This is a genomic window from Gemmatimonadaceae bacterium (genome assembly GCA_020852815.1).
Classification (GTDB): domain Bacteria; phylum Gemmatimonadota; class Gemmatimonadetes; order Gemmatimonadales; family Gemmatimonadaceae; genus SCN-70-22.
The window spans coordinates 180,836-197,775 of record JADZAN010000002.1; the positions used below are offsets into that span (position 1 = coordinate 180,836).

The window sequence follows — 16,940 nt, forward strand, 5'->3', positions numbered from 1 at the left end:
TCGCGCGCCGCGCACGAGTTTGCCAGCTCCACGCTTCACACGTGCTTCATCTTCCAGGTTCCCCGGCGAAACAGCACCGCCGACACCACCGCCAGCGATCCGTAGGCGATCGCCACGGCCAGGAAGACGCCGTGCGGACCGAGCTTCAGGTGCAATGCCAGCACCCATGCCAGCGGGATCTCCCAGAACCAGAAGCAGGCGAGGTTGATGAGCGTGGGCGTCCACGTATCCCCGGCTCCATTGAACGCCTGCGTGAGCACCATCCCGTACGCATAGAAGACGAAGCCGCCGGCCACCAGCCGCAACGCATCGATGGCGTAGCGCGCCACGCCGGCGTCGTGCGTGAAGAGCGCAACGATTTGCGGGGCAAAGACGAGGAAGAGCGCCTCGATCACGCCGAGGAAGACGACGTTGTACCGCCCGGCCATCCACACCGCGCGCTCGGCGCGGTCCGGCTTGCCTGCGCCTAACGCCTGGCCCACCATCGTCGCCGCGGCGTTGCTCATCCCCCACGAGGGGAGGAGGGCGAACGCCACGACGCGCATGGCGATGGTGTAGCCGGCCAGCGCCTCGCTCCCGAAGCCCGACAGGACACGGATCAGGATCACCCAGCTTGCCATCCCGATGAAGATCTGGAACGTCCCCGACGCCGAGAGACGCACCAGGCGCCACATGAGGATCGGCTCCACGCGCAGCACGCGGCGCGAGAGGTGGACGCGCGCGCCGGGACGCAGCAGTCGCGACAACGCCAGCAGCGCCCCGGTCCCGCGCCCGATGGTCGTGGCCACCGCAGCCCCCATCACCCCCAGCTCCGGGAAGGGGCCAAGCCCAAAGATGAGGCACGGGCCGAGCGCGATGTTGATCGCGTTCGCGATCCACAACGTGCGCATGGCGATCACGGCATCCCCCGCGCCGCGGAAGATCGCGTTGAGGAGGAAGAGCATCAGCACGCTGGCGTTCCCGCCCAGCATCACCCGCGTGAAGCCGCTCCCCGAGGCAATGACGTCCGGCTCGGCCCCCATCGCCGCCAGCAGCTGAGGTGCGAAGATCGCGCCGCCCACGCCTAACGCCACGGAGAGGACGAGCCCCAGCAGCACGGCCTGCATCGCCGCACGCGACGCCCCCATCGGGTCGTGCTCGCCGATGCGGCGCGCCACCAGCGCCGTGACGCCGATGCCGAGTCCCATCGCGATCGTGTAGACGAGCGTCATCATCGACTCGGTCAGTCCCACTGCTGCGATCGCCTGGGGACCGAGTCGCGAGACGAAGAAGACGTCGACGACGGCGAAGATGCTCTCCATCGCCATCTCCAGCACCATCGGGATGGCGAGGAGCAGGATGGCCTGCCCGGTCGCTCCCTTGGTGTAGTCGATGTGCGTCCCGCGCAGCGCCTGGCGCACCAACTGCCACGTGCTGCGAGGAGGATCGTTGTTCCCTGGTGGCGACGCGGCGGGGCCCGCCGAGCGCGGCTCGGCGGAAGTCGTGTCGTGCTTCATGCGTTGTGTGGCGAAGGGTAGCGATGCCCGTCGCGGCATCGCGGGCGGATCGGGCGGAGGGGCGGGGGGGCAGGGGGTGGGGGGACGTGACGCGGCGTTACCGCGCGCGCACGTCCTACACGTTGCGCCCCGCAAAGGTGGCGGCGACGATCCCGACGGTGTCGGGGGCGCCTGCCCCGTTGGTCGTGTGACCCGTGGTCGTGGTGATCCGCATCGATGTCGCTCCTGCAGGCGAGACCCTCGCTCGCGGCAGGCGGTCACAGGCCGCGCCCAACGAGGGTGGCCCCGGCGTGCGGCGGTGTGCGGCGGTGTGAGCCGGCGTGTGCCGGTGTGCGGCGGCGTGTGCCGGTGTGTGCCGGTGTGTGAAGGAATCCCCTCTCGACAGAATCGTGCGCGGATCGCATTCTCCGCCCCCATGCAGCGCACCCATGTTCCGCGCCCCAGCCAACCCTGGCATCTCGTTCAAGGGGCCATGCTCCTTGCCACTGTGGGCTTCCTGGTGGCGGTGTGGCTACGCCCCGAGCCATCGCTCACGTTGTTCTGGGGAGTCGTTGTCCCGCTCCTTCCGTTCTCGTTCTTCGTGAGCCCGCTTCTGTGGCGCGGCGTCTGTCCGCTGGCCACGTTCAACATGATGTCCAACACGCCGGGTGGGCGGCGACATCCGACACATGCGGCGCGCTGGGCCGGCGCCCCGGCGATGCTTGCGCTTGCCGTCCTCGTTCCGGCGCGCCACTTCGCCTTCAATGTGCGCGGGGAGGCGCTGGTGCTGCTCGTCGTTGGGGCGGCGACCGCGGCCATCCTTCTCGGTCGTCGCTACGAGGCGCGCGCCGGCTTCTGCAACTCGTTCTGCCCCGTCCTCCCGGTCGAGCAGCTGTACGGCATGCAGCCGGTGCTCACGCTGGAGAATCCGCGCTGCGCCACCTGCAGCGCGTGCACGCCGCGTGGCTGCCTGGACCTGGCGCGCGACAAGACACTCGCGCAGGTGCTGGGGCGCGCCCGCCGCGGTCGTGCCTGGCTGCTCTCGGCCTTTGGCGTCTTCGCGGTCGCATTCCCGGGCTTCATCTATGGCTACTTCAACGTGAACGACGCGGAGGCCGCGGCCGCCGGCTCCATCTACTACCACATGTTCGAGCACTCCCTCGAGAGCGCGCTGATCTTCGGGACGATCGTGCTCGTGACCGGTGCATCGGCCGCCGTCGCCCTGCCGCTCCTCGCGGCGGTGGCGGGCGGGACCTACTACTGGTATGCCGTCCCGGTCATCCTCAAGGCGTTGCACCTCCTGACGCCGGCGGCGGTGCTGGGCTTGCGCGTCCTCCTCGGCGCCTTCCTCCTCTGGTGGCTGCAACGCGCGTTGCGCCTGTCGGCCGGAGGCGTGCCGGTGCAACGTCGCGGGCTCCCGCTGGCCGTCGCCGACTAGCACGCGGTTGCCAGCCGGCACCGTCAGGAGCAAAGCCGAGCGCGACGCGAAGCTCGCCGCGGCCATCCGGCGCACGCTCAAGCGCGACACCGCCGACCTGGTCGACTTCGCCTCGACGCTCATCGCCATCCCCAGCGAGAACCCGCCGGGGAGGGCGTACGAGGCGTGCGCGAAGCTCATCGCCCGACAACTGCGCCAGCTCGGTCTCGCCGTGCGAACCGAGAATCCCACGGGCGAAGGACCGTGCGTGATCGGGACGTTCGGCGATGGCGGTCGGGCGCTCTACTTCAGCGGTCACTACGACGTGGTCCCGGCGCAGCAGCGCGCGCAGTTCACGCCGCGCATCGAGAAGCGCCACCTGCATGGGCGCGGCGCCGCCGACATGAAGGGAGGGATCGCCGCGATGGCCTTCGCCATCCGCGCGCTGATGGCCACCGGCTTCGCGCCGGCTGGGCGCCTCATATCGGTGTCGGTGCCTGACGAGGAGACCTCTGGACCACGCGGGACCGTGGCGCTCTCCGGCGCCGGCTTCATCGAGCGCGACGCCATCGGGATGCTGACCATGGAACCGACGGCCGGCGTGATCTGGAACGCCAGCCGCGGCGTCATCACCGTGCGTGTGACGGCGCTGGGGAAGGAAGCGCATGTGGGGTTGAGCTGCCGTGGCGTGAACGCGTTCACGCGCATGCTCGCGGTCGCGTCGGAGTTCGGCGCGCTGGAACGCGAAGTTTCGCAGCGTCGCACGCGGTTCAACGTCACCCCCGACGCGGCGCGTGCCTCGATCCTCCTCATGGGGGGGGAACTGTCCGGCGGCGACAACTTCAACGTCGTCCCCGACCGCGCGTCGTTCACCGTCGACCGGCGATTCAACCCCGAGGAGGACTTCGACACCGAGAAGGGGCGCCTTTTCGACGTCATCGAACGCGCGCGCGCCGCCGGCATCGACTGCGAAGTGGAGGTGATGCAGGAGGGAGTCGCCGCCGCCACGGAGCCGTCGGTGACGTTAGGCAGGGCGCTGGCCTCCAGCATTCGCGGCGTGACCAGCGGGCGCGCCCGCTTCGAGATCTGCCCCGGCGTGCTCGAGACGAGGCACTACGCCACGCTCGGCATCCCCGCCTTCGCCTACGGCCCGGGGTTGCTCTCGGTCGCACATGGCCCGCACGAGTTTGTCTCGATCGAGAAGCTGGTGCAGTGCGCCGAGGTGTACGCGCTCACGGCGGCGCGACTGCTCGCGTAGGGCGAACGGCTCGTGCAAGGCGCGCCGTTGGCGTGAACCGGGCGGCTATTCTGGAACCAGCGCCGTGGCTTCGATCTCGACCTTAGCGCGCGGCTCGACAAGTCCGGCGACGATCACCACCGCCATCGCCGGAAAGTGGCGCCCAACGATCTCGCGGTACAGACGTCCGACGTCGCGCAACGACGCATTGTACTCCTCGCGCGAGGTGATGTACCACGTGAGGCGCACGAGGTGCTCGGGGGCGGCGCCGGCAGCAGCAAGGACCGCCACCACGTTGCGAAACGCCTGCGCGCACTGCGCCGCGAGGTCGTCGCTGGGAAACTGCATCGTGACGGGATCCCACCCCACCTGACCGGCGGTGACCACGACGCGTCCGCGCCCGGTCATCCCGTTGGCATAGCCGGACGGTCGCGGCCAGCCGTCGGGGGCAACGGGGGTGGGAAGTGCGCGTTCGTCGCTCATCGTGCGGCGTCCCTCTCGGTGTTTCCGTCGGTGGTGGGGCGGTCGTGCTCGCGGTCGCGCAATACGAAACGTTGCAGCTTGCCGGTGGCGGTGCGCGGCATGGCATCCACGAACTCGATGGCGCGCGGATACTTGTACGGCGCCAGCTGCTCCTTCACCCACGCTTGCAGCTGTCGAGCCGTCTCCGGCGAGCGGGCGACCCCCGGCTTGACCACGATGCACGCCTTCACCAGCTGCCCGCGATGCTCGTCGGGGACGCCGATCACGGCGCACTCCTGCACGGCCGGATGCTCCAGCAACACCCCCTCCACCTCGGGGCCGGAGATGTTGTATCCCGACGAGACGATCATGTCGTCGGTGCGCGCCTGGTACCAGAAGTAGCCATCGGCGTCGCGGATGTATGAGTCGCCGGTGAGGTTCCACCCATTGCGCGCGTACGCCTGCTGCCGCTCGAGGTTGAGCAGGTAGCGACACCCCGTGGGACCGCGTACCGCCAGGCGCCCGATCGTGCCGTCGGCGACGGGCCGCACATCGTCGTCCACGACGCACGCCTCATAGCCCGGCACCACACGCCCGGTCGACCCCGGTCGCACATCGCCCCCCGACGCCGAGATGAAGATGTGGAGCATCTCCGTCGCCCCGATCCCGTCGATGATGGTGAGCCCGGTCGCCTCCTTCCACGCATTGAAGGTCGACAGCGGCAACGCCTCACCAGCCGAGACACACCGCTTGAGCGAGGAGAGATCCTGGTCCTTCCGCACTCCCAGCATGGCGCGATACGCGGTGGGCGCGGTGAAGACCGTTGTCGCCTTGTAGTCGTGGATGGCCTGGATCAGGAAAGGGGGCGTCGCCTGCTCGAGCAGCACGCTGCTCGCCCCGAAGCGCATGGGGAAGAGCACCAGCCCACCCAACCCGAAGGTGAAGGCAAACGGCGGCGAACCAATGAAGACGTCGTCCATGTCCGGCTGGAGGACATAACGGGGAAAACAGTCGCAGATTGCCAGCACGTCGCGATGGAAGTGCATCGTCCCCTTCCCCTCGCCGGTCGTTCCCGAGGTGAAGGCAATGAGCGCCACGTCGTCGGCGGCGGTGGCGGCGTTCGCGAACGTCGTCGGCTTCCCCGCCATGCGCGCCTCGAGCGACTGCGAGGCGTCGGCGCCTGGCTGCACGTTGTACTCCACCACGCGCGCCCCGTCGCGCGCGCGGCCGTCGGCGTGGTGCGCCATGGCCACGGCGCAGTCGGCGGTGAGGCGAGCGTCGGTGATGGCCAACGCGATACGCGCCTTGTCGGCGATGAAGACCAGCTCCCGCGCGCGGCTCAGCGGCACTGTAGTCACCACGATGCCGCCCGCCTTCAACACCGCGAACCAGAGCGCCGCCAGCATTGGCGAGTTGGGGCCGCGCAGCATCACGCGGTTCCCGGGCACCACCCCCAGGTCGTCCACCAGCACGTGGGCGAGCTGGTTGGCCTTTGCCAGGAGTTCCGCGTACGTCCACCGAATGCCCGGCGCAATGAAGCAGGCGCGATCCCCCCATCCGCGCGCCACCGCCGCATCGAGCAGCTCGGCGGCGCAGTTGAGCCGGTCGGGATAGGCCAACTCCGGAATGCCGCTGTAGTCCATCCGCGGCCACGATTCGCGTGGCGGCAGGGCATCGCGCGCGAAGGTGTCGACGTGGGCGGTCGGGACGCCGCCGGGGAGACGAGGGGAGGTCGCTGCCGTCATGCGTGGGGGCCGGCGTTCAGTGCGCGCTGGATGTCGTGCCGTCGTTCATGGCCTTCGCCGCCTCGAGGAGCTGTCCGGCGATCACCAGCTTCTGGATCTCGCTCGTTCCCTCATAGATGCGCAGCGCGCGCACCTCGCGATAGAGCGATTCGACGATGTTGCCGACCTGGATCCCGCGTCCGCCAAGGAGCTGGACCGCCGAGTCGATCACCTGCTGCGCGCTCTCGGTTGCATGTAGTTTGGCCATCGCCGCCTCGCGCGTGACGCGCGCGCCGCGCGTGTCCTTGGCCCACGCCGCACGATAGACGAGGAGCGCGCTGGCATCCACGGCCAGCGCCATTTCGGCCAGCCTGGCCTGCGTGAGCTGGAAATCGCTCAGCGCCTGGCCAAAGGCGCGCCGCGCGCGCGTGTGGGCGACGGCCTCGTCCAGGGCGCGCCGCGCCATGCCGAGTGCGGCCGCGCCGACCGTCGAGCGAAAGACGTCGAGCGTCGCCAACGCCACGCGCAATCCCTTGCCCGGCTCGCCGATCAGCGCGGTGGGGGGGACGCGCACGGCATCGAAGGTGATGCGCGCCAATGGGTGCGGGGCAATCACGTCCAGCCGCTCGGCGACCGCAAAGCCTGGCGTATCGGCATCCACGACGAAGGCGGCGAACGCTCGTTCGCCGCCTTCCGGATACCGCGCGAAGACCGTGTAGAAGTCGGCGATCCCGCCATTCGAGATCCAGGTCTTCTCGCCATCGAGGCGCCACCACCCGTCGTGCTCGCGGCGGGCGGTGGTCGACATCGCCACCACGTCGCTTCCGGCGTTAGGCTCGGAGAGGGCGAAGGCGGCAATCGCCTCGCCGCGCGCCACGCGTGGGAGGTACCGCGCCTTGAGCGCCTCGCTCCCGAAGAGCGAGATGGGGCCGCTCCCCAGCCCCTGCATCGCGAAGGCGAAGTCGGCCAGCCCGTTGTGGTAGGCCAGCGTCTCGCGCGCCAGGCAGAGCGTGCGCACGTCGAGCGTGTCGCGCGCCCCGCCGTGTGCGGCCGGGACCACGTGCTGCAGCCACCCGCCCTGCCCGAACCGCAGTGCCAGCGTCATCGACGCCACGTCCACCGACTCGCTCGCGATGAGCTCCTCCCACGCGTCAACCTCCAACTCGGCGAAGCGCCGCAGCGACCGCGCGAAATCGCGATGCGATGTGTCGAAGAACGGCCAGTCGAGGAAGGTCGTGTCGGCCATCGCGTGGTGCCTCAGTTCCCCTCGAACTTGGGCGCGGCGCGCCGGATGAAGGCGCGGTACGCGCGCTCGAAGTCGTTCGTCGTCATGCACACCGCCTGCGCCTGCGCCTCGTGCTCCAGCGCCGCCTCCAGCGACATCGTCGCCTCGACATTCAGGCACGCCTTGGTGACGCCGTGCGCGAAGGTGGGGCCGTCGGCCAGCAGCCGTGCCAGCGCGAGCGCCTCCAGCTGCAACGATTCCGGCGACACGAGGCGGTTGTAGAACCCCCACCGCTCCCCTTCCTCCGCACTCATGAAGCGCCCCGTGTAGAGCAGCTCGGCGGCGCGCCCCAGCCCAACGATGCGCGGCAGCAGCTGGCACGCCCCCATGTCGGCGCCGCTCAGCCCCACGCGCACGAAGAGGAAGGCGGTGCGCGCGCGCTCCGTCGCCAGGCGCACGTCGCTCGCCATCGCCATGATCGCCCCCGCACCGGCGCAGACGCCATCCACCGCCGCAACGATCGGCTGCGGGCAGGCGCGCATCGCGGCCACCAGCCCCCCCGTCATGCGCGTGAACGCCAGGAGGTCGGCCGTGCGGGCGCCGTTCTTCGCCTCCACCAGCGGGCCAATGATCTCGTGCACGTCGCCGCCGGAGCAGAAGTTCTCGCCGGCGCCCGTGACGACCACCACCTGCACGTCGCCCGCGTGGACGAGCGACCGGAAGAGCGACGTCAGCTCGGCGTACGACTCGAAGGTGAGCGGGTTCTTCCGCTCGGGGCGGTCGAGCGTGATGGTCCCCACGCCGTCCTCCACCGACCACCGGAAGTGGGCAGGGGCGTAGCCGGCAAGGGTGAGGCGGGGCGAGGTGGTCATGTCGGTCGCGCTCGGCGTTGCGTCGGGTGAAGCTGTCACCGCGGCGCCCGGGCGTCCAGCGCCCCCAGCTGGCGCTCCAACTGCGACTTCCCGACGCGGTACATGGGCGGCCAGTGCTGCGCCACGTGGCCTAACGAGGCCGCCGCGCGCAGCGTCCAGTGCGGGTCGGACAGGTGCGGACGCCCCAGCGCGCACAAGTCGGCGCGTCCCGCAGCGATGATCGAGTTCACCTGGTCCGCTTCGGTGATGTTCCCTACCGCAATCGTCCTCGCCCCCAGCTCGTTGCGTATGCGGTCGCTGAACGGCGTCTGCCACATGCGTCCGTACACCGGCTTCTGTTCCGGATGCACCTGCCCCGTCGACACGTGGATGATGTCGGCCCCCGCATCGAGGAACGCGCGCGCGATCGACACCGACTCCTCCCCAGTCACTCCGCCCTCGACCCAGTCCGTCGCCGAGATGCGGACCGAGATGGGTCGATCCTGCGGCCACACCTCGCGGACGGCGCGAAAGACCTCGACCGGGAAGCGCACGCGGTTCTCCACCGCGCCGCCGTACGCGTCGGTGCGCCGGTTGGCCAGCGGCGAGAGGAACGACGACAGCAGGTAGCCGTGCGCGCAGTGCAGCTCGAGCATGTCGAAGTCCGCCTCGATGGCGAGGCGCACGGCGCGCGTGAAGTCGTGCACGACCTGGTCCATGTCGGCGCGCGACATGGCGCGCGGCACCTGCATCGTGGGGCGATAGGGGATCGCCGACGGCGCGATGACCTCCCAGGCCTCCCTGGCATCGAGCGGCGTGTCGCCCCCCTCCAATCCCAGCGCCGTGGCTCCCTTGCGCCCGGAGTGTCCCAGCTGCAACGCGATCTTCGCCCGCGACCACTGGTGCACGTAGTTGGTCACCCGCTGCCACGCCGTCGCGTGCCCCTCATGGTACATCCCGGTGCAGCCGAGCGTGATGCGCCCCTCGGGGGAGACACACGTCATCTCCGTCATCACCAGCCCGGCCCCCCCCATGGCCCGCGCCCCATAGTGCACGAGGTGGAAGTCGTTCGGCGTCCCGTCGGTGGCGCAGTACATGTCCATCGGCGAGACGACGATGCGGTTCTCCACCGTCATCCCGCGCAGCCGGAGCGGGGTGAAGAGCGGGGGTGTGGGACGCGCGGCGGTGCCCGTTGCACCTGCGCCCGTTGCGCCTGCGCCTGCGCCCGTCGCCGCGGGCGCCGCGCAAGCCTGCGCCTCACGCTCGGCGCCCGAGGCGAACCAGCGCTCCACTCCATCCAGGTACGCCGCGTCGCGCAGCCGCAGGTTCTCGTGGCTCACGCGCTGCGAGCGCGTGAGGAGCGAGTAGGCGAACTGCTCCGGCTCCAGCGAGACGTAGCGCTTCACGTGCTCGAACCATTCCATCGAGTTGCGCGCCGCGTTCTGGATGCGGAGCGCCTCGGTGATGCGTTGCGCCTGGTAGCGATCGATCGCCTGGTCCATCTCCGGCGTGAGCGCGCCGCCGCGCGCCGAGTGCTGGTCGGGGACCGCGGTGACCTCGCGCGCCAGGGCGATCGCATCCTCCATCGCCAGCTTGGTCCCACTCCCGATCGAGAAGTGCGCCGTGTGCGCGGCATCGCCCACGAGGGCGATGTTGCCAAAGCGCCAGCGCTCGCAGGTGATGCGATGGAACGCCCCCCACGGCTCGCGCACGCGATGGGGCGTTGCGTTGTACTCCAGGCGATGCCCGCCCAGCCACTTCGCGAACATCTCCTCGCAGCGCGCGATCGTCTCGGCGGCGTTCATTTGGTCGAAGCCCGCGGCGTACCACGAGGCCTCGTCGCACTCGACGATGAACGTGGAGCGTTGCGTGTCGAAGCGATAGGCGTGCACCTGGTACACGCCAGTGGGCGTCTCGAGGATGATGAAGGTGAAGGCGTCGAAGAGCCTGGACGTCCCCAGCCAGATGTAGCGGTTGGTGCGCGCGTCGGTAGCCACGCCGAACTCACGGGCGTAGGTCCGGCGCACCATCGAGTTGACGCCGTCGGCGGCGACAATGAGGTCGCCCCCCTTGGCCTGCACCGCGGCGACATCCGGAAGCTCCGTGCGGTAGTGCAGCGTCACGCCTAACGACTCGGCGCGTCGTTGCAGGATCTGGAGGAGCGCCTTGCGCGCGATCCCGCTGAAGCCATGCCCGCCGGAGGTGATCGTCCGACCGCGCACATGGATGTCGATGTCGTCCCAGTGCGCGAAGTGGTCGGTGATGGCGACGTACGTCTCCTCGTCCGCCTGGCGAAAGTTCTCCAGCGTCTGGTCGGAGAAGACGACCCCCCACCCGAATGTGTCGTCCGGCGCGTTGCGTTCGTACAGGGTGACGTGATCCTGCGAGCGCTCCTTCTTGTGCAGGAGGGCGTAGTAGAGCCCAGCGGGCCCCCCTCCCAGGACGGTGACGTTCATCAGAAGTCCGGATGCGGATTGTCGTCCATGAATCCCCACGCGGCGAGTTCGCCCGCCAGCTCGTCGTTTGGCTTCGCCGGACGGACGAAGTACCACCACTCGCGCCCCGGGTCCAGTCCGTCATCCTCCTCGACCTCCTCGCCCCACAGGCAAGGGCAGGGGAGCGTCACGGCGCGCATCCGGGCATCGAGCGCCTCCACGCGCCCCTCGACCTGCTCGCGCTCGTCAGGCATGGCGACGGCCAGCGCGGCAAAGAGCGTGTCGCGCAGGTCCATGTCGTTCAGGTAGTCGTCGAACCCGAAGGGGTACCCTTCCTCGACGCTGCGCACGATCGCGTCCCACTTGCTGGCGAGGCCGGCCAGCCCGCCTTCCACCACGTCGTCGGGACAGCCGCGCTCGATCAGCAACCGACGCACCACGTCAAATTCGCTCATGGGTCTCTCGATGGATGATGCTGCCGCGCACTAGAGTGGCTTCGGAACCGGTGGCCGCGGCGCCGGCGCACTGCGCCCGCAACGGCGCGGCTACCGGTTCCGCTATCACTTGTCGCCCCCCGGGCGTCGCCGCGCCTGGCGCCGGAAGTAGCGCTCGCCGTCGTTGGGCTTGAAGAAGGTCCGAATCGTCCCGTCGTCGTCGAAGGCGACAAAGCTCCCCGCCGACTTGTCGAAGCGCGACACCGTCCCGTCGCCACGCCGGAGCTCGAGGATGTCGCCCCCCACCGGCGCGTCGCGCAGCGCTTGCGCCTGGCGGAGGTATTCCCCCTTGCCGATCGCCCCGAACTCCGCGCCATGCTTCTCGAAGTGCTCATCCAGCCGCTGCCTCGAGCGGAAGCCGACATCGGCGCCAAAGCCTTGCGACGGCTCGGCGCGCGCTTTCGCCCGCGCTGGCGCTTCGCGCGCGTTGGCCGGCCGCGCCTGCTGCTCGCGCGCGTTGGCCGCGACCGCCTTCGCCGCCAGCGAGTCGTCGTCAGCACCAGCAACGTCGCGCACCGCGGGCGCGGGAGCACCGCCGCAGGCGACAACGATCGCCAACCACACCCACGTCGAGAACCGGCGCACGAGCCGAGTCATGCCTCGCTCACTTCGCGCCTAACCAGGCCGCGCGGAAGGCGCGCACCGCGTCGGTCACCGGTTCTCCCGCCGCCTCGAACGTCACGATCTCGATGCGCGGGCTCTCGCCAAGAGTAAGCATCGCATCGATCGTCGTCCCGCGCGACTCGAAGCTGATCGGCACGACGTCGCCCGGCTTGTGCGCCGAGAGCGCGGCGCTGAATTCGGCGCTCCCCGACATCGGGCGCCCGTCGATGGAGACGATGCGATCGTTGCGATCGATGCCCACCGCGTACAGCGGGGAGCCAATGGGCGTTGGCGCGGTGACCACCGCCTTGCCCCCCTCGTATCGGAGCGCGACATCGCCGGCCCACGCGGCACCACTGCGCGCCTTGCGCACCACGAAGCCTCCCCGGCGTAACAGCTCGGCGTAGGGCGCGGCCTCGCGTCCCTCGATGTAGCGCGCGAAGAAGTCGCGCGCGAACGCCGCGTCGCCCGACACGCGCGCCAGCGCGGCGCGCGCGTCGGCCACCGTGTACGGCTTGACCGGTGCAGCGTTCCGTTGCTGCACGCCGTGCGTCTTCCACATCTCGCGCATGAAGTCGTCGAGCGTCTTGCCACGTTCGCGCAGCGTGAGGTCAAGCGCCAGCGCGATCGCTTGTCCGAAGGGGTAGTACGAGATGAAGGTGTTCCCCTTGTTCTGCGGGTCGATCGAGACGGCGGCGTCGGTGAACGGCGCCTGCTGGCTCATTTCGACGGCCGAGAAGAAGCGGCGTCCGGGGGCGTTGAGCACGAGGTTGACCGCGCCCGCCATGTCCTGCGCGAACTCGGCGTCGTCCTGCAATCCCGCGCGGCGCACGATGAGCGGGCCGTAGTAGCTGGTGAACCCCTCCGCCAGCCACAACTCCCCCGACATGTTGGCCTCCTCGTACGAGAACGGCTCCAGCGTCCTTGGGCGAATGCGCTCCACGTTCCAGGCGTGGAAGAACTCGTGCGACACCGTCCCCAGGAGGCCGTCCATCGACGTGGCCAGCGCGCCGCTGCTCGTGAGCGAGGTCGAGTTGCGGTGTTCCATCCCGTCGCCCGAGGCCCAGGGCAGGTAGGTCGCCAGGAAGGTGTAGCTCCCGCCATCGAAGTCGGGGAGCGTGCCGAACACCTGCGCGGCCTGCTCGACGATCGCTTTCGTGGCCTTGAAGTACGCATCGCCCTCGGCCGACGTGCCGAGATGGTGAAGGGCGATCCGCATCGTGTACGTCTTCCCGTTCGCCGCCGCGTCCCACGCGTACCACGCCTGCGCCCCCAGGTGGGTCGGCGAGTCCATGAAGTACTGGAGGTGTGGCGCGGTGAAGGTCGACGAGTCGCTGGTGGGAAAGAGCTGCGTCGCCACCGTCCATGAAGAATCCGGGCGACGGAACGTCACGCGCACCGGGCGCGTTTCCATTCCTCGCGCCCAGGCGAACGTTGCCGGGATGTTGAGGTGCGCCATGCTCCGGTCGATCCCTGCGTACGTCCCGTCGGCGCGATCTCCAAAGAGCGTGTACGTCACCTGCACCGTTCCGTCGTGCCCGCGCACGTCCCACTGGTGCGGGTTGGGGCGCGTGATGGAGAGTGCGCGCCCCTTCGAGTCCACCGCCTTGAAGTTGTAGACGTTCTTCGCGAACTCGTGCAGCGCATAGCGTCCGGGCGACGAGCGGCTCATGCGCACTTGCAGCGCCCCGGGCGGGACGTTGCGCCACGTCACCGACACCTCCCCTTCGTGATGCGCGGCGTTGGGAAAGGCGATGGAGTATTCCACCGCTGCGGCCTTGGCGTTAGGCGCGCGCTGCGCCTGCGAAACAGGGGCGGCGATGAGTAGCGGGGCGGCGACGGCAAGGACAGCGGCGCGCGCGAGCGGGACGTGGCGCATGAGGCAGGGCACGAGATGGTGAGCGGCGAACGGGAGAATCTACCGCTCTGGACGCGACTTGGTGCGTTTCGCCGCCTTCACCTGCCTGGGATCGAACTGCGCCCTGCGTCCCCCCGTCCAGATCACCAGCGACCCGCACCCCTCGAGCGTCTGGAACTGCACCGGCACGCTCCCGCCGCGCGGGTACACCTCCATGGCCCGGATGTCCTGCACGTTGACGAACGAGTCGATGTCCCCGTCGATGTTCATCACGCGCATGCCGTCCACCCAGATCGAGGGCTTGCAGTAGGCCTGGAAGCCCATCCCGCGCATCAGGATCACGTGCCCGAAGCCGCCGCTCGGCAGGACCCGCACTCCCGGCGTCATCTGCAGCAGGTCGCCGACGTAGATCGGGTTGCGCCTCGCGATCGCCTCCTCGTCGAAGAAGGTGCCGAAGCCGCGCTTGCGACGCTCGTCGAACTCGCGCATCTCGCGCGACTTCCAGACACTCTGCGCCGTGACACGCACCGTATCGAGGTAGGTCCCGAACGATTCAAGCCGGAAGTCGGCCACCGTTTCGTTGCGCTCGGAGACGTCGATTGCCCGGCGTTGCGGGAGAAAGCCTAACGCGCGCGCCTCGACCGTGTACGTCCCGGCCGGGAGCTGTTCCAGGCGGAAGGACCCCGTCGAGTTGGTCGTCGCGTCGAGCCCCGCCCCCCAGAAGGCGAGGCGCGCCCCTTCCAGCGGCGTGCCATCGGGCTTGCGCACCGTGCCGCGCAGCGTCGCGTCGCCCCGCCGCACCATCACCGTCTCGGCCAGCGTCGTCCCCGACGTCGAGTCGGTCGAGGAGTCGCGCACGGCGACCGCGCGCGAGGCGCCCACGAGCAGGTCGCGCCGCACGAGCCCCGTGGCCGGGACCTCCAACTCGGCGAAGCCGGACGAATCCGCCCCGCTTGCCGCCAGCACCATCACCATTGCTCCCACCGGGAGCCCGCACACCGCCGCCACCCCCTGGTCGTTCGGCTCGCGCTCCACCGATTGCACCGACCGCTGGATCCCGCCCGCGCCGATCGTGATCTCCGACCACTGCACCCGCACCGTGGCCGCCGTGCGCACGAAGCCGTTGTCGGCCCCGCGCACCGTGCCCAGGTAGAGCCCCACGGAGTCCACCACCGCGCGCGCGCCGCAGAAGACCTGACGGAGCGTCGGCGCCGACGGCACCGCCAGCGGCGCGCGCAGGTCGCCGCGCTCCCGCACGTCCACGCGCGACAGCGGCGCCTGCACCCCTAACGAGTCCAGCAGCGGATGATAGAACCCGAGCAGGTACGTCCCCGCCTCCACCGAGTCGAAGACAAAGGCCCCACTCGCCGCCGACTCCGTCGACCGCGCCTGCCGCGACGCCGTCGCGGTCACCAGCTGCACGATCGCGCCCGCCAGCGGCCGCGACGACAGCGAGTCGAAGACCACCCCCGAGATCCGCGAGCGCACCACCGACGAGTCGCCCTGCGCGCGCGCCAGTGCCGGCAGCAGCACGCTGGCCAGCGCCCCCACCAGGACTCGTCCCCGTCGCCACGCCATCCTGCTCATGCCATCACCTCGCCTCGTAGAGACGCATCGTCGAGTTTGTCATGTGCCGCAACTCCGCGTGCTCCGCCGTGAAGGAACTTCCCCCAGATTCGCCTAACGCCGAACCGCCCCCCGCTTCCCCAACCACCCCCGCGCCCCCGTCCAGACCACGATCGACCCGCAGTCCGGTGCCTGGAACTCCACCGGCGCCTGGATCCGCCTCGGATACACCTCCAGCGCCCGAACGATGCTCACCGGAATCAGGTGGTCGATGTCACTCTCGTACCTCGGCAGCCGCAAGCCGTCCACCACCAGCTCGGGCTCGCAGCGCGCCTCCCCGTCCGAGCCGCGCATCTTCACCGCCCGCACACCGTCCGTCGTCACCACATCCACTCCCGCAATCCCGCGCAACAGGTCGCTGAACGCCAGCGGTTGCCGGCGCTCCAACCCCTCGGGGTCGAGAAAGACACCCTGCGACAGCGCGCGCCGCCGCACGAACCCCGCCATCACGTCGCCCAGCGCGGGGCGCGCGCCGTACACGCGAATCGTGTCGATCGTCGTCGGGAACTCCTCCAGCGGAAGGTCCACCACCACCTCCTGCTGCGCCACCAGGTCCACCAGCTCGCGCCGAGGTGCGTAGCCCAGCGCCCGCAGCTCCAGCATGCGCGTCCCTGCCGGGACACCGGCCAGGGTGAACTCCCCGCGCGCATTGCTGCGCACCTCCCGCGTTTCCCCGTACAGCCGCACGCGAGCCCCCGCCAGCGGCTCGCCGTACGGCGTGCGCACCGTCCCGCGCACCGTGCTCGACACGGCGCCCCCAGCGTGCGGCGAGACCTCCACGTCGCGCACCAGCAGGTCACGCACCAGCAATCCGTCGTTGGGGACGCTCACCTCGAGCGTCGCCCCCGAGTCGCGCCCCGCCGCGGCATTCACCAGCACCAGCCCCCCGGCGGGGACCTCGCACAGCGTGAACCACCCGTCGTCGGCCGAACGCGCCTTCACCTCGCGCACTTTCACCTCGGCGCCGCGCTTCCCGATCACGATCTCGCTCCAGCGTCCCCGCACCGATGCCCCTTCCACCGGACCCGTCGTCGCGGCGCTGCGCACGTATCCCATCACCGCCCCCGACGAATCGCGCATGGCCCCCGACCCGCACGCGCGCCGCAGCACCGTCGCGACGGCGGGGACCGCCAGGTCGATTGCCAGGACCTCGTCGTCGCGCACGTCGATCGTCGACGTCGGCGCCTCCACCCCGAGCGAATCGAGCTTGGCGTGGTAGAAGCCGAGCAGGAACGTGCCCCGCTCGACGGCGGCAAAGGCGTAGCGCCCCGTGGAGTCGGTCGTCGCCGTCAGCCGCAACGTCCCGCGCTGCGAGACCAGCTGCACCACCGCACCGCTCAAGGTCGCATGCGAGATGGAGTCGTACACGATCCCCACCACCCGCGCCGCCGGTATGCGCTGCGCGTCCAGCGTCGGCGCGGCGCGCCCCGCCCCGGTGTGCGACGCGCGCGCGCGCACCGCGCCAATCGTCAGGAGCAACATGGCGCACGCCCCCGCCTGCACGATCGCACGCGCCGCGCGCCACATCGTCAT

13 protein-coding genes are annotated in these 16,940 nt (G+C 70.0%); 2 read left to right on the forward strand and 11 right to left on the reverse strand.

What is annotated here, in order from left to right; all coding sequences use genetic code 11:
• Positions 1-35: 35 nt before the first annotated feature.
• Positions 36-1,496: an MATE family efflux transporter gene (locus tag IT359_01830; GenBank protein MCC6927705.1), complete on the reverse strand. Its 1,461-nt coding sequence runs from the start codon at positions 1,494-1,496 to the stop codon at positions 36-38.
• A gap of 472 nt (positions 1,497-1,968) precedes the next feature.
• On the opposite strand from IT359_01830, the gene IT359_01835 reads away from it, so the two are divergent.
• Both IT359_01835 and IT359_01840 read left to right on the forward strand, forming a co-directional pair.
• Positions 1,969-2,913: a hypothetical protein gene (locus IT359_01835; GenBank protein MCC6927706.1), complete on the forward strand. Its 945-nt coding sequence runs from the start codon at positions 1,969-1,971 to the stop codon at positions 2,911-2,913.
• 7 nt (positions 2,914-2,920) lie between these two features.
• Entirely contained in the window at positions 2,921-4,150 is a 1,230-nt protein-coding gene (locus tag IT359_01840; protein MCC6927707.1) for an ArgE/DapE family deacylase, read from the forward strand.
• A gap of 45 nt (positions 4,151-4,195) precedes the next feature.
• On the opposite strand, the gene IT359_01845 is transcribed toward IT359_01840, so the two are convergent.
• The 10 genes from IT359_01845 to IT359_01890 form a co-directional block, all read right to left on the reverse strand.
• Positions 4,196-4,612, reverse strand: coding sequence for a RidA family protein (locus tag IT359_01845; protein ID MCC6927708.1), 417 nt, complete (start codon positions 4,610-4,612; stop codon positions 4,196-4,198).
• Positions 4,609-6,336 carry an AMP-binding protein gene (locus tag IT359_01850; GenBank protein MCC6927709.1) on the reverse strand — a complete coding sequence of 576 codons (1,728 nt, stop codon included), beginning with the start codon at positions 6,334-6,336 and terminating at the stop codon, positions 4,609-4,611. The genes IT359_01845 and IT359_01850 overlap by 4 nt, the downstream gene beginning before the upstream one ends.
• A gap of 16 nt (positions 6,337-6,352) precedes the next feature.
• A complete protein-coding gene (locus tag IT359_01855) occupies positions 6,353-7,561 on the reverse strand; it encodes an acyl-CoA dehydrogenase family protein (protein MCC6927710.1) in 1,209 nt (402 codons plus the stop codon).
• Positions 7,562-7,572: 11 nt separating this feature from the next.
• Positions 7,573-8,412: an enoyl-CoA hydratase family protein gene (locus IT359_01860; protein ID MCC6927711.1), complete on the reverse strand. Its 840-nt coding sequence runs from the start codon at positions 8,410-8,412 to the stop codon at positions 7,573-7,575.
• 35 nt (positions 8,413-8,447) lie between these two features.
• On the reverse strand, positions 8,448-10,847 hold the full coding sequence (locus IT359_01865; GenBank protein MCC6927712.1) for a bifunctional salicylyl-CoA 5-hydroxylase/oxidoreductase: 2,400 nt from the start codon (positions 10,845-10,847) through the stop codon (positions 8,448-8,450).
• The gene (locus IT359_01870; GenBank protein MCC6927713.1) at positions 10,847-11,281 is read right to left on the reverse strand and encodes a hypothetical protein; all 435 of its coding nucleotides are present in this window, start codon (positions 11,279-11,281) and stop codon (positions 10,847-10,849) included. The genes IT359_01865 and IT359_01870 overlap by 1 nt, the downstream gene beginning before the upstream one ends.
• Positions 11,282-11,386: 105 nt before the next feature.
• Positions 11,387-11,917, reverse strand: coding sequence for a hypothetical protein (locus IT359_01875; protein ID MCC6927714.1), 531 nt, complete (start codon positions 11,915-11,917; stop codon positions 11,387-11,389).
• A 7-nt stretch (positions 11,918-11,924) separates the two neighbouring features.
• Entirely contained in the window at positions 11,925-13,802 is a 1,878-nt protein-coding gene (locus tag IT359_01880) for a M61 family metallopeptidase (GenBank protein MCC6927715.1), read from the reverse strand.
• 39 nt (positions 13,803-13,841) lie between these two features.
• Positions 13,842-15,368, reverse strand: a complete 1,527-nt coding sequence (locus IT359_01885; GenBank protein MCC6927716.1) for a carboxypeptidase regulatory-like domain-containing protein — start codon at positions 15,366-15,368, stop codon at positions 13,842-13,844.
• 93 nt (positions 15,369-15,461) lie between these two features.
• Positions 15,462-16,940: a carboxypeptidase regulatory-like domain-containing protein gene (locus IT359_01890; GenBank protein ID MCC6927717.1), complete on the reverse strand. Its 1,479-nt coding sequence runs from the start codon at positions 16,938-16,940 to the stop codon at positions 15,462-15,464.